The organism is Ramlibacter sp. (assembly GCF_028291745.1).
In the GTDB taxonomy this organism is placed as follows: domain Bacteria; phylum Pseudomonadota; class Gammaproteobacteria; order Burkholderiales; family Burkholderiaceae_C; genus Ramlibacter.
In genome coordinates this window covers 21,838-34,166 of sequence record NZ_JAQGNQ010000124.1, presented here as the reverse complement: position 1 = coordinate 34,166, position 12,329 = coordinate 21,838, and the positions used below count along the sequence as shown (strand labels likewise).

Annotated in this window: 15 protein-coding genes; 6 read left to right on the top strand and 9 right to left on the bottom strand. The window is 69.1% G+C overall.

Going from position 1 to position 12,329, the window contains the following annotated elements; genetic code table 11:
- The first annotated feature begins 70 nt into the window (after positions 1–70).
- Together JWP60_RS22920 and JWP60_RS22915 are read left to right on the top strand one after the other, a co-directional pair.
- Positions 71–688 (top strand): TetR family transcriptional regulator, encoded by a 618-nt coding sequence (locus JWP60_RS22920; protein ID WP_299796584.1) that lies wholly within the window; start codon positions 71–73, stop codon positions 686–688.
- A 126-nt stretch (positions 689–814) separates the two neighbouring features.
- Positions 815–1,090: a hypothetical protein gene (locus JWP60_RS22915; protein ID WP_299796581.1), complete on the top strand. Its 276-nt coding sequence runs from the start codon at positions 815–817 to the stop codon at positions 1,088–1,090.
- A gap of 109 nt (positions 1,091–1,199) precedes the next feature.
- Here the strand turns inward: JWP60_RS22915 and JWP60_RS22910 are convergent, their stop codons facing one another.
- Positions 1,200–1,667, bottom strand: a complete 468-nt coding sequence (locus JWP60_RS22910; RefSeq protein WP_363320973.1) for a hypothetical protein — start codon at positions 1,665–1,667, stop codon at positions 1,200–1,202.
- 133 nt (positions 1,668–1,800) lie between these two features.
- Positions 1,801–2,304, bottom strand: coding sequence for a hypothetical protein (locus JWP60_RS22905; RefSeq protein ID WP_299796579.1), 504 nt, complete (start codon positions 2,302–2,304; stop codon positions 1,801–1,803).
- Between the two features lie 221 nt (positions 2,305–2,525).
- Here JWP60_RS22905 and JWP60_RS22900 point away from each other — a divergent pair, with 221 nt between their 5' ends.
- On the top strand, positions 2,526–3,077 hold the full coding sequence (locus tag JWP60_RS22900; protein ID WP_299796576.1) for a hypothetical protein: 552 nt from the start codon (positions 2,526–2,528) through the stop codon (positions 3,075–3,077).
- Between the two features lie 22 nt (positions 3,078–3,099).
- On the opposite strand, the gene JWP60_RS22895 is transcribed toward JWP60_RS22900, so the two are convergent.
- Positions 3,100–3,516, bottom strand: a complete 417-nt coding sequence (locus tag JWP60_RS22895; protein ID WP_299796574.1) for a hypothetical protein — start codon at positions 3,514–3,516, stop codon at positions 3,100–3,102.
- Between the two features lie 56 nt (positions 3,517–3,572).
- Between JWP60_RS22895 and JWP60_RS22890 the strand changes: the two genes are divergently transcribed.
- Together JWP60_RS22890 and JWP60_RS22885 are read left to right on the top strand one after the other, a co-directional pair.
- Positions 3,573–4,112 (top strand): cupin domain-containing protein, encoded by a 540-nt coding sequence (locus tag JWP60_RS22890; protein ID WP_299796571.1) that lies wholly within the window; start codon positions 3,573–3,575, stop codon positions 4,110–4,112.
- Between the two features lie 41 nt (positions 4,113–4,153).
- Positions 4,154–5,092, top strand: a complete 939-nt coding sequence (locus JWP60_RS22885) for an aldo/keto reductase (protein ID WP_299796568.1) — start codon at positions 4,154–4,156, stop codon at positions 5,090–5,092.
- Here the strand turns inward: JWP60_RS22885 and JWP60_RS22880 are convergent.
- From JWP60_RS22880 to JWP60_RS22870, 3 genes are all read right to left on the bottom strand, one after another.
- Positions 5,089–5,529 (bottom strand): SRPBCC family protein, encoded by a 441-nt coding sequence (locus JWP60_RS22880; RefSeq protein ID WP_299796565.1) that lies wholly within the window; start codon positions 5,527–5,529, stop codon positions 5,089–5,091. The two genes, JWP60_RS22885 and JWP60_RS22880, sit on opposite strands and share 4 nt — an antisense overlap.
- 104 nt (positions 5,530–5,633) lie before the next feature.
- Positions 5,634–6,242 (bottom strand): c-type cytochrome, encoded by a 609-nt coding sequence (locus JWP60_RS26815; RefSeq protein ID WP_363320972.1) that lies wholly within the window; start codon positions 6,240–6,242, stop codon positions 5,634–5,636.
- A gap of 123 nt (positions 6,243–6,365) precedes the next feature.
- Complete coding sequence (locus JWP60_RS22870; protein WP_299796562.1) at positions 6,366–7,370, bottom strand: DnaJ C-terminal domain-containing protein; 1,005 nt, start codon at positions 7,368–7,370, stop codon at positions 6,366–6,368.
- Between the two features lie 134 nt (positions 7,371–7,504).
- Between JWP60_RS22870 and JWP60_RS22865 the strand changes: the two genes are divergently transcribed.
- A complete protein-coding gene (locus tag JWP60_RS22865; RefSeq protein ID WP_299796559.1) occupies positions 7,505–8,914 on the top strand; it encodes an amidase family protein in 1,410 nt (469 codons plus the stop codon).
- A gap of 45 nt (positions 8,915–8,959) precedes the next feature.
- On the opposite strand, the gene JWP60_RS22860 is transcribed toward JWP60_RS22865, so the two are convergent.
- The 3 genes from JWP60_RS22860 to JWP60_RS22850 are packed head-to-tail and all read right to left on the bottom strand — an operon-like array spanning position 8,960 to position 12,318.
- Positions 8,960–9,847 carry an ABC transporter permease gene (locus JWP60_RS22860; protein WP_299796556.1) on the bottom strand — a complete coding sequence of 296 codons (888 nt, stop codon included), beginning with the start codon at positions 9,845–9,847 and terminating at the stop codon, positions 8,960–8,962.
- Complete coding sequence (locus JWP60_RS22855; protein WP_299796553.1) at positions 9,847–10,788, bottom strand: ABC transporter permease; 942 nt, start codon at positions 10,786–10,788, stop codon at positions 9,847–9,849. The genes JWP60_RS22860 and JWP60_RS22855 overlap by 1 nt, the downstream gene beginning before the upstream one ends.
- A 12-nt stretch (positions 10,789–10,800) precedes the next feature.
- Complete coding sequence (locus JWP60_RS22850) at positions 10,801–12,318, bottom strand: ABC transporter substrate-binding protein (protein ID WP_299796550.1); 1,518 nt, start codon at positions 12,316–12,318, stop codon at positions 10,801–10,803.
- Positions 12,319–12,329 lie beyond the last annotated feature (11 nt).

Here is a 12,329-nt window from a genome sequence, read left to right as displayed (position 1 = left end):
GGCCCAGGACGGCAGGCCGGCGGGAACCGCGAGTATATACATGCAGGGTTGCATGTATATTCGCGGGGTCATGCCCCGCCGATCGAAGGAAGATGCCCTCGCCACCCGCCATGCCCTGCTCGACGCGGCCGAACACGTATTCCTTTCGCAAGGCGTCGCCGGAACCTCGCTGAACGACATCGCCCAGTACGCGGGCACGACGCGCGGCGCCATCTACTGGCACTTCAAGGACAAGGCGGACCTGTTCAACGCCATGATGGACCGGGTCATCATGCCGATGCAATCGGCACTGGAATGGGACGAGCCCACGGCCGGCGCCGATCCGCTGCCCAAGCTGAAGAAGGCCTTGCGGCGGGCCATGCACCAGACGGCTGCCGACCCGCAGACGCGGCGCGTGTTCGAGGTGGCAACGCACAAGGTCGAATACGTCGACAGCCTGTGCGCCGTGCGGGCCCGCCACCTGAGCGTGCAGAGGGCGGTGGTCGAGCGCATGCGCGGCATCCTGCTGCAAAGCGCCTCGGTCCAGGGAGTGCGCCTGGCGGTCCCGGCAACGGTGGCCGCGCAGGGACTGCATGCGCTGGTGGACGGCCTGATCAACAACTGGCTGCTCGATCCCACTGCCTTCGCCCTCGAGGCCAGCGGCAGCAAGACCATTGATGCGTATCTCTGCGGCATAGGACTGCCATGAAGGTGGGACTGGGCCTGCGCTCCGCGGAGGTTCCGGCTTGCAAGCGCAGCGAGGGCTGCCGCGTTTACTAGAGGTATGCCTCGAGTAGGCATATCCCTATAGCAAGCGACACAACAGGAGTCCTCGATGAAACTGCAATCCATTGCCCTCGGCCTCGCCTTGGCCATGGCCGGCTCGGCCTTTGCCGCCACCGTGACGCAAGAGCGCACGGTCACGCGCGTGACGCCGCGCGGCACCGTCACCCGTCACATCGTGAGCACGGCGCATCGTCCGGTGAACCGCGTGGTCGTGGTGAACCACCATCGTCCGTACCACCGCGTCAACCGCGTGGTCGTGGTGCATCCCGCGCATCACCACTACGCCGCGAACCGCACGGTGGTGATCCACCGCAACAACAGCTGAGGCTTGCGCCAGGCATGACAAAAGGGCTGGCAGCTGCCAGCCCTTTTTCATTGCTTCGCCGGTCGGGTCGGGTCGGGACGGCAGGCGCCCCGACGCGATCCGCTGGAACTTACTTGTTGCCCGACGTGGTGGTGGCGCCAGCGGCATTGCTGCCTTGCGCAGCCGTCTTCTCCGCCTTGGCCTGGCCCTTGGCGGCGGTGTGCGCAGCCTTCGCTTCCTTCTTGCAAGCGTCCTTGGCGTTGCCCTTCTGGTCGTCGCACTTCTGCTTGGCGACGTCGTAGTCGGCGTCGGCCTTGGCGCTCGTCACCTTGGCGTCCGCCTTGGCACCGGGCTTGTACTGCGCGTCGTTTTCGGCCTTGGCAACCTTCTCCTTGCCCTTGGCTTCGGCCTGGCAGATGTCCTTGGCGTTGGCCTTCATGTCTGCGCAGGCCTTCTTGTCGGTCTTGTACTGCGCCTCGATCTTCTCGGCCGCGGCCTTGTGCGCGTCCTTGGTCATGCCGGTGTTGGCGGCGGCAAAGGCGGTGCCGGAAGCAGCGAAGCAGACGGTGGCGGCCAGGGCGATCAGGTGTTTGTTCATGGAGGAGATCCTTTCTTCGTGGAGGTTCTGGACAGGGTCCAGCCTCTTCAACGCGCGAGTCCCTGTCCCAGCAGTAGGAGCGGTGTAGCTCGGGTTGTAGGCCGGCGACTACAGCGCGCGTCTGCTGCCGGATTCACTCGCCTTTCAGCGCGGCCGCAGCCGTGGCCGTGGCGGCGCGCGTCCGGCTGTTGCCGAACGGACCGCCGGTTTCCTCGACCTTCTCGACCTTTGCCTGGCGGATCGCCGCCTCGCGACTGGCCTTGGCCAGCTTCACGCAGCGGTCCCTGGCATCCCCCTTCTGGGCCTCGCACTTCTTGCGGGCGACCTCGAAGTTGGCATCGGCGGTCACGTTCTTCGCCTTGAAGCTCGCCTCGGCGCTCGGCTTGAACTGCGCTTCCAGGTCGGCCAGCAGCGAGTCGCGCCGGCCCTTGGCCTCCACTTCGCAGACGTCGTGCAACTGGCCCTTCACGCCCTGGCAGGTCTTCTGGTTCGACTGGTATTGCGCGCCTATCTTGGTCTTGGCGGCCTCGTAGGCCTGCCGCGTCATGGGCGCGGGCGGGCGCGCGGGCTTCGTGGCCGCGAAGGCGCCGAAGTTCGCGCACAGGCAGAGCGCGAGGCAGAACCGATGCAAGGTCATCCCGGAAATCCTTTCGAGCCGAAATCCTACGAGGAGCGCATGGCTGCGGCCAGACGAGAGAGCCGCCCCGGACTGTAGGAGAGCAAGCGCACGCAGTGTGAGGAGCGCCCGTACGTTCGTGCCGAAATCCGCCTCCGGCCACCAACTCCGCGTGACATATCGCACGAGATTTTCCAGGCGGGCTGAAGCAGTATCGCGCAATCCTTTCGTCGGACACCCACATGACCGGGCAACGCACCGTCCACGCTTTACGGTCTCGCGCGCAGCGTCTGCTTTCGGTCGGGGCGGCCGTCACCCGGACGTGGCGGCTGCTGGGTGCGTGCACGCGGGTGGCCGCAGGCTCCGGCTCGAAATTCGACCACGCCTTCAAGTTCGACCTGGTGGCCTCCGCGTTCGCCTACGGAACGCCGGACGCCGAACTTCTCGACTATGAATACGGCAGCGCCGCAGGCAGCAGCGTGCGGGCCAGCCGGCAAGCCGTGAAGCGGGAGAAAGTGACGGACCGGGTCTTCCTGTACCAATACATGCCTGCCGGGGAGTACCTCCATGTGCGATGGCGCGAACTCCCCTCGCGCGCCGTGCACGAGGACCGCGTCGACCTGCGTCCCATGCTGCCGCGGAACATGACCGGGCACTGCGTGTACTTCGAGGTGGTCGACGCGCAGCTGTTCGTCTACCTGTTTCCGCCGCCCTACGCCTATGCGCCCGTCCGGCGCGTCACGGGTTCGCCCTATGCGGCGAAGTACCAGATCTATCCGCCGGTGCGTGAGTAGCGCCGGGGTCCGGGGCGCAGGGCTACGCCAGTGCTCCGGGCGGTTCCGGGGCGACCGCGACATTTTCGGCGTGCAACTCACGCACCCTCTCCTCGATGTAATAGCCGCCGTACTCGACATACCTCAGAAACGGCCGTCCGCACTGCACGCACTCCCAGACGTCGCAGCGGTTGTACGGAAAGTACGCGGGCGCCACCGGGGCGTCGGCCGACCAGGCGTTGCTGCCTGCGGGATGGTATTCCGCCAAGGTCGGATCCTCGACGTCGGAGCGCCGCAGCGTCGCCACCTTGCGCAGCGCCGATTGCTCGAAGGTCGCCGAGAGAGCCTCCCAGCCGGGCGCCTTCAGGGCGGCACAGCGGCGGCAAGGTGCGTGCGCCTGGGCTTGCGCGAGTTGGCGCAACTGCTGCGCATCGAGCACGGGAAGTGCGACATCGGTCATGCCGGCATTGTGCTGCGCGCGCGGGCGGCCGGTCGGACGGGTGTACGCTTTCGGCCATGAGCGAACCGCAGCACGACCCTTCGCACGAGCATCCGCACGACCATCCGCGCGAGCCCGGCCACGGACACCCGCACGACGAGAAGTGGAAGCACGACGGCGTGCGGGTCATTGCCGGCAACCAGCTCGATCCCAACACGGCGCAGACGCCGGGCATGGACCGCCAGGCGGCGATCAACTTCGCGCGCGTCGGCGCGCAGAAGCTGTGGGCAGGCACCGTCACCATCCATGCCAACGCGAAGACGGGCGCACACCACCACGGCCACCTGGAGAGCGTGATCTACGTGGTGCGGGGCCGGGCGCGCATGCGCTGGGGCGAGCACCTGGAGTTCACCGCCGAAGCGGGGCCGGGCGACTTCATCTACGTGCCGCCTTACGTGCCGCACCAGGAGATCAACGCCAGCCCCACCGAGTCGCTCGAATGCGTGCTGTGCCGCAGCGACGGGGAGGCCGTCGCCGTGAACCTCGACATCGAGCCGGTGGAGAAGCCCGAGCAGGTGCTGTGGGTCGACCCCACGCATCCGCACGGGGCTGTGTGAGACGCCGCTTCGCCAACCCATTTCCCTCTGGAGTTTCTGACATGCAATATCGCGCGCTGGGCCGCTCCGGCCTGCAAGTCTCGCCGCTGTGCTTCGGCGGCAACGTGTTCGGCTGGACGGCGGACGAACGCACCTCGTTCTCGCTGCTCGATGCCTGGCTCGATGCCGGCTTCAACTTCGTCGACACCGCCGACGTCTATTCGCGCTGGGTGCCCGGCCACACCGGCGGCGAGTCCGAGACGGTGATCGGCCGCTGGCTCAAGCAAGGTGGCCGGCGCGACAAGGTGGTGATCGGCACGAAGGTCGGGATGGACAAGGGCCTCGCGCCGCAGACGATCCGGCAGGCGGTCGAAGATTCGCTGCGTCGCCTGAACACCGATCACATCGACCTGTACCAGGCGCACAAGGACGACACGGCCACCCCGCTGCAGGAGACGCTGGAGTGCTTCGCCGCGCTCGTCAAGGAGGGCAAGGTCCGCGCGATCGGCGCTTCCAACTACAGCGCGGCGCGCCTGTCGGAAGCACTGGCCGTGAGCCAGCGCCTGGGGCTGCCGCGCTTCGAGACGCTGCAACCCGAATACAACATGATGGAGCGTGCCGGCTTCGAGGGCGAGCTGCAGGCGCTGTGCCGGCGCGAAGAAGTGGGCGTGATCAACTACTACGCGCTGGCCTCCGGCTTCCTGAGCGGCAAGTACCGCTCGCGCGAGGATGCGGGCAAGAGCCCGCGCGGCGCTGGCGTGGTCGAGAAGTACCTGAACGAGCGCGGCATGAAGGTGCTGGCCGCGCTCGATGCGGCGGCGCAGCGCACCGGCGCCACGCCCGCGCAGGTGGCGCTGGCGTGGACGATCGCGCAGCCGGCGATCACCTCGCCGATCGCCAGTGCGACCTCGCTCGCGCAACTGCAGGACCTGGTGCGCGCGGCGCAATTGCAGCTGGATGCGCAGACGCTGCGCAGCCTGGACGAGGCGAGCGCGCCCTAGCCAGGGATGTTCGGCTCGACCAGTTGCGCCAGCAACTGCAGCGACTCCTGCCATCCCAGGTAGCACATCTCCACCGGGATCATCGCCGGGATGCCTTCCTGCACCACCTGCAGTTCGGTGCCGCAGGAAACCGGGCGCAGTTCCACGGTGGTGGTCATCTCGCCAGGGAGCTTGGGGTCGTCGAAGCGGCTGGTGTAGCGCAGGCGCTCGTTCTTCACCAGCTCGAGGTACTTGCCGCCGAAGGAATGGCTGTGGCCGGTGCCGAACGTGGTGAAGGACATGCGCCAGCCGCCGCCCACCTCCGCATCCATCTGCTGCACCTGCGCGGTGAAGCCGTGCGGCGGCAGCCACTTGCACATCGCGGCAGGGGTGAGGAAGGCGCGGTAGATCTTGTCCGGCGACGAGCGCAGGACGCGGTGCAGGCGAACGGTGGACATGGCGGTCTCCAGGGGCGAAGGAACGGTTCCTTCAAGGACACGACGAACGAGGCCGGCCGCCATCGACAGCGCCGGCCCGCATTTGTAGCAGGCCGGCGCGGCACTTACTTCGCCTGGGCCACCATGTAGTCGACGGCCGCCTTCACGTCGGCGTCGGCCAGTGCGGTGTTGCCGCCCTTGGGCGGCATCATGCCCTTCTTGCCGGTAAAGCCCTGCAGCGCATGCGTGTAGAGCGTGTTCTTGCCTTGCGCGACGCGCGGGCCCCAGTCGGCCTTGTCGCCCAGCTTGGGCGCACCCGCCACGCCGGCGGCGTGGCAGACCTGGCAGGTCTGGTCGAAGGTTGCCTTGCCCGGGTCCGGGCCCGCGCCCATGGCGGCGGTGTTGCTGGCGCTACTGCCGCCGGTCGTGCTGTCGCCCGTCGCCGGGGCGGCGCTGGCGGTGGTGCTGGTCGCGCCCCCGGATGCCGTGCCGGAGCCGCCGCCACTGGCCAGCGTATTGCTGGTGCTGCTGCTGTCCGAGCCCGGCGCCGGACTGGACTGCGCCGTGGTGGATGGCATGCTGCCCGAGCCGTTGCCGGCGGTGCCGGCGGTACTGCCGGTGCTGGCGCTGCCCGCATTGCTGGCGGTGCTGCCGCTGCCGGCGTCATGGTTGCGGCCGCAACCGGCCAGGGCGGCGGCGGCCACGATTGCCAGCGCGATGGTGAGCTTGTTCATCGATGCTCCCGGAAGAATGGGGGAGTGCAGATTGTCCCGGGCGGCTGCGTCCCGGGTTGTAGGGCAGTTCCGACAATACAAGAGTGGTACTCGGCCGGGAGCTGCCGCTCGCCCGACTTGCCGCTAGGCCAGCCCGTCCTTCCAGCGGCGCACGGCCGCGTCCCAGGCCGCCATGCGCTCGCCCGCCGGCGTGCCGCGCCGGCGCGTGTTGCTGGCGATCAGGCGCTCGAACAAGGCCTCCTGGTCCTTGCCGAGTTCCTCCGGGAACAGAGGGTCGACCGTGATGATGCAGTCGGCGCGCGGACCATCCTGCGCGACCGGAAAGCCGTGGCCGCGGATCCGATAGAGCCGATGGTCGCGCTGCAGCCGCATCTGCTGCGGCCCGCCGGGCGTGGGCACCTCGATCCAGCGGCCGGCGAGCCAGGCAAAGCCGTCCACCGGCAACGCGCAGCGCACCGTGCCGTCACCCTCGAGCGCGAACAGCGGATGCGGCTGCAGCAGGATGTGCAGCAGCAAGGCCAGCGGCTCGCCGCCCTGCCCCCGCATCGACGCGTGGACGACGTCGCCGGTGCGCAAGCCGGAAGGGATCTGCACCCGGCAGCGATAGCGGCGCGCGGCCTGGCCGCTGCCGTGGCAGCGGGCGCAGGCGGGCCGCACCCTGCCCGAGCCGTCGCAGGCGCGGCACTTGAGTCCGGGTGAGACCCAGGAAAACCAGAGATGCTGGCGCACCGTGCCGCGACCCTCGCAGGTTTCGCAGGGCACCGGCTGCGCCGCCAGGCCGCGGCCGCCGCACAGGCCGCAGGTTTCGGCGATCTCGCCTTCGACGATGCGGGCGCAGCCGGCGGCCGCCTCCTCCAGCGTGAGTTCCACGGAATGCTCGACGGGCGCGTCGGGTGCTGCGCCCGGGGCCTCCTCGTCGAGCGAGGCCGGCATGGTCATCGCCAGGCCGCGCACCCGCCGGATCTCCTCGATGGCGCGGTTGATGCGCTGGATCTTGCGCAGCGCCTGCGGGCTCGCGTTGCGATCCGGATGCCAGCGCGCGGCCAGCCGGCGCCAGGCCGCCTTCACCTCGGCATCGCTGGCGTGCGCGCTCAGTCCCAGTTCGCTGTAGCACTCGTCAACGTTCAATCCGCTCTCCACCGGGCAAGTACCGCTACTGCAGCGTTGCATGGTAGCGGATGCGTCCCTCGATTTCGGTTTTCTCTTTTCCGCCTCCCGGGTTGAAATGCTGCCGCTGCCAGAGCCCGCACCGGAGACACGCCATGGACCCCACCCGCTACGCCGAAGCCACCGCCAGCGAGATCGCGCAGGCGGTACGCAAGCGCGCCGTCAGCGCCGTCGCCGTCGTGCGCGCCTGCATCGCTCGCAGCGAGCGGCTGGAGCCGCGCTACAACACGATCGCGACGCCGACCTTCGAGGAAGCCCTGCGGGCGGCGGCGCGCGTCGATGCGGCGCTGGCCGAGGGCCGCGATCCCGGGCCGCTGGCCGGGGTGCCGGTCACCGTGAAGGATCTCATTGCCATGGGCGGCGTGCGCCAGTCCTTCGGGTCCAGGCTGCTGGCGGACAACGTCGCGGCCGAGGACGCGCCGTCGGTGGCGCGGCTGCATGCGGCCGGCGCCTGCATCGTCGGCAAGTCCACCACCAGCGAGCTCGGCTCCAAGGCCGTGGGCGATTCGCCGCTGACCGGCATCACCCGCAATCCCTGGAACCCGGAGCGCACGGCCGGCGGCTCGAGTGCCGGTGCGGCGGCCGGCGTGGCTGCGGGGCTCGTGCCGATGGCGCTGGCCACCGATGGCGGCGGCTCCATCCGCATCCCCGCCAGCTTCTGCGGCCTGTTCGGCATCAAGGCGCGGTTTGGCCGGGTGCCGGTGTGGCCGGCCTCGCCCGCGCCAGCGCTGGCGCACGTGGGGCCGATCACGCGCAGCGTGGCGGATGCGGCCTTGATGCTCTCCGTGATTGCCGGCCCGGACCCGCGCGACCCGGCCTCGCTGGCCGCGCCGGTGCCCGACTTCGCCGGCTCGCTGGCCGCCGGCGTGCAGGGCCTGCGCCTGGGCTGGTGCCCGTCCTTCGGTGACGAGCACGTCGACGACGAGGTGCTCGCCGCCACGCGCGCGGCCGTCGCCTGGCTGCAGGCGCAAGGAGCGCAGGTGATCGAACTGCCGCCGCCCTTTGCGCGCGACCCGGCCCCGGCCTGGAACCACTTCTTCTACGGCGGCCTCGCCGCGCGCCTGGCGCAGCTCGCCCCCACGGAGGCGCTGCTGGACCTGGTGAATCCCGCCTTGCGATCGGCGGTGCGGCAATGCGTGCTCGCCGCGCCCGAGGCACAGGCGCTATGGCGGCAGGTGCAGGGCGAGGCCGATGCGGTGCTGGCGCGCTGCGACGCCCTGCTGACGCCGACCTTGCCCGTCACCGCGCTGCCGGTAGGCGTCGATGTGCCGGCCGGGCATCCGGGGCGCAATGCGGTCGACTGGTCGTACTTCACCTACCCCTTCAACCTGACCGGCCACGCCGCGGCGACGATGCCGATCGGCGAGGATGCGCAAGGCTTGCCGATCGGGCTGCAGATTGTTGCCGGTGCTCGGGGAGAGGAAGCCATGGTGTTGCGCGTGGCGGCCGCACTGGAGCGCGTCCACCCGATCAAATTGCCGTGGCTTGCCCTGGGGAGCGCGTAGGCCGGGCTGCCGCAGGCACCCCAGCGATCGTGCGCGCCTGCGGATTCACCGCTGCCGCGGATCCAGCGCATCCCGCAGCCCGTCCCCCAGCAGGTTGAACGACAGCACCAGCAGGAAGATCGCGAGGCCCGGCCAGATCGCCATCCACGGGGCGTTGTCGATGAAGTCCTTGGCGGTGTTCAGCATGCTGCCCCAACTGGGCGCGGGTGGCTGCTGCCCAAGCCCCAGGAAGGACAGGCTCGCCTCCGCGATCACGGCCGCCGCGATCGCGAGCGTCGCCTGCACCGTCAGCGGCGCGGTGACGTTCGGCAGGATATGGCGCAGCGCGATGCGCAAGGGCGGATTGCCAACAGCCCGCGCTGCCTCCACGTAATCCTCCACCTTGACCGACAGCACCTGTCCGCGCGTGAGCCGCACGAAGATGGGCGCCGCCGACACGCCGATCGCGACCATCGCGTTGCTCAGGCTGGGCCCCAGGAAGGCGGCGAGCGCGATCGCCAGGATCAGGAAGGGGCAGGCCAGGAAAGCATCGGTGAGGCGCGAGATCGCCGCGTCGACCCAGCCGCCGAGGAATCCGGCCGCGAGCCCGATCGGCACCCCGATCAACAGCGAGATGCTCACCGAGGTCACGCCCGCGAGCAGCGATGCCCGCGTGCCCCAGATGACGCGCGACAGCACGTCGCGGCCGATTTCGTCGGTGCCGAACCAGTGCTGGGCCGAAGGCGCCTTGCGCACCGCGCTCCAGCTGGTGGCGATGGGGTCTTGCGGCGCGATCCAGGGCGCGCACACGGCCAGCACGATGAAGGCCAGTACGACGGCCAGGCCCAGCAGCGCCGAATGCCGGCGACGCAGGCGTTTCCACGCGCGCCGCCAGGGACCGGCGGGAGCCGGAGCGGCGGTCGCGACCGGGGTGGGAAGGACAGCGCTCACCATCAATGCCTCAAGCGCGGATTGACCGCGAAGTACGCCAGATCCGCCAGCAGGTTCAGCAGCATGTACGCGCTGGCGGTCACCAGCACCACGCCCTGCACCACGGCGTAGTCGCGATTGAAGACGGCATCGACGATCAGCTTGCCGAAGCCCGGGATCGTGAACACCTGTTCGGTCAGCACGGCGCCCGAAAGCAGCGTGCCCAGTTCCAGCGCGCCCAGCGTGATGACCGGCGTCAGCGCGTTGCGCAACGCGTGCTTGAGCACCACGGTCTTTTCATCGAGCCCCTTGGCACGGGCGGTGCGCACGTAGTCGGCCGACAGCACCTGCAGCATCGCGCTGCGCGTGTGCCGCATCAGGACCGCGGCGATGGCGTTGCCCAGGACGAAGGCCGGCATGATCATCGCCTTGAGATTCGCCCCCAGGTCCTCGAACGGACTGACGTAACCCGAGGCCGGCAGCCAACCGAGCTTGACCGCGAACAGCAGGATCAACAGGATCCCGAGCCAGAAGTTGGGCGTCGAGATGCCCCACAGCGCGAACACGTTGGCCGCCCAGTCCCAGGCGCCGCCACGGCGGACGGCCGACACGATGCCCGCCGGCACGCCGATGACCACCGCGATCAGCATCGCCATGGTCGCGAGTTGCAAGGTGACCGGCAGCTTCTGCGCCACCAGCGACAGCACCGGCTGCTGGTTGCGCACCGACTCGCCCAGGTCGCCATGCAGCACGCCACGCACCCACCACCCGTAGCGCACCGGCAGCGAATCGTCCAGGTGCAGCTTCTGGTGCAGGTACGCGATCACCGCGGGATCCTGCTCCTCGCCCGCCAGCACCTTGGCCGGGTCGCCGGGCAGCAGTTGCTGCAGCCCGAAGATCAGCATCGACACCAGCACCAGCGTGGGCACCAGCTGCGCGATGCGGCGGACGAGGAAGTCGAACATGGCGCGCGTGAATCAGGGCGCTGCCATCTTCAGGTCCGTGACGCGCAGCAGGCCGTCCGGGATCTCACGCACGCCCGAGAGCTTCGGGGTATAGGCCCACAGCCACTTGCGGTGGTACAGATAGACGATGGGCCGCTCCTTCAGCACGCGGGCGGCGACCTGCTCGAAGATCTTCTTGCGCTGCGCCGGGTCGCGGGCGGCACGCGACTCGTTGATCAACTTGTCGGTCTCGGCGTCGCAGTAGCCCGCGTAGTTGAGGGGCTGCTTGCAGGCGTCGAAGCTGTAGAGATTGCCGTCGGGATCGGGGCGGCCGCTCCACGCGAGGACGTAGGCCTCGAAGTCGCCCTTGTCGGCCATGTTCAGCGAAGTGGCGAACTCGCTGGTCTGGATCTTCACGTCGAAGCCGGCCTCGCGGGTCATCGCCTGCACCACCAGCGCGATGCGCTGCGCATCGGACGCCGTGGTCGTCAGCAGCGTGAAGCTGGGATTGGGCACGCCGGCTTCCTTCAGCAGCTGCTTGGCGCGCGCAATGTCGCGCTTGGGAACGGGGACGTTCTTCGCGTAGAACGGGTTGTCCGGCGCGACCCACTGGTTGCCGACGATCGCCTCGTTGTCCATCACCACCTGCACCAGGCCCTGGCGATCCAGCGCCAGCTCGAAGGCCTCGCGCACGCGGGGGTCGCGCCCGAGCGGGTTGGCCTTGGCCTTCTCGCTCTTGCCGATGTTGATGTAGATGCCCTGGTAGCCGATCTCGGTGATGCTCGCGGTCTTGAGCTTCTTCTCGGCGCGAATCTTCTGCATGTCGCTGGGCGCCACCAGCTCGATAAAATCGAGCTGGCCGGAGCGCAGGTTGGCCAGCCGCACGGCGGCGTCGGGGATCGGCGTGTAGATCACCTTGTCGAAATGGATCGCGCCCTTGTTCCAGTAATTGGCGTAGCGCTCGAACACCATCTTGTCCTGCGGCACGCGCTCGACGAACTTGAAGGGGCCCGAGCACACCGGGTGCGCGCCGAACTTGTCGCCCGCTGCCTGCGCCGCCTTCGGCGACACCATCATTCCCGCGCGATCCGTCAGTTGCGCCAGCAGCGGCGAGAACGGGGCCGAGAGATTCAGCCGCACGGTCGCCGGATCGACCACGTCGACGGTCGCGACCGGCGCGAGCTCGCCGCGGCGGTTGGAGCCGGCCATGGTCTTGTGCCGCTCGATGTTGTACTTCACCGCCGCGGCGTCGAACTTCTCGCCGTCGTGGAAGGTCACGCCCTGGCGCAGCTTCAGCGTGAGCTGCTTGCCGTCGGCGGACCACTCGTAGCCGGTGGCCAGCTGCGGCACGATATTGAGCTTGGCGTCGATGTCGAACAGCTTGTCGCACAGCGACGCGAACACCACCCGGCCGACGAAGCTGCGCGCCAGCGAGGGATCGAGCACGTCCGGGTCTTCGGCCAGGCCGACGCGCAGGGTCTGCGCCTGCGCACCGAGCGCGGCGGCGCCCAGCATCAGGGCCAGCAGGAATCGTCGTGAGGGGCGGGGCATCGTGGGGCTCT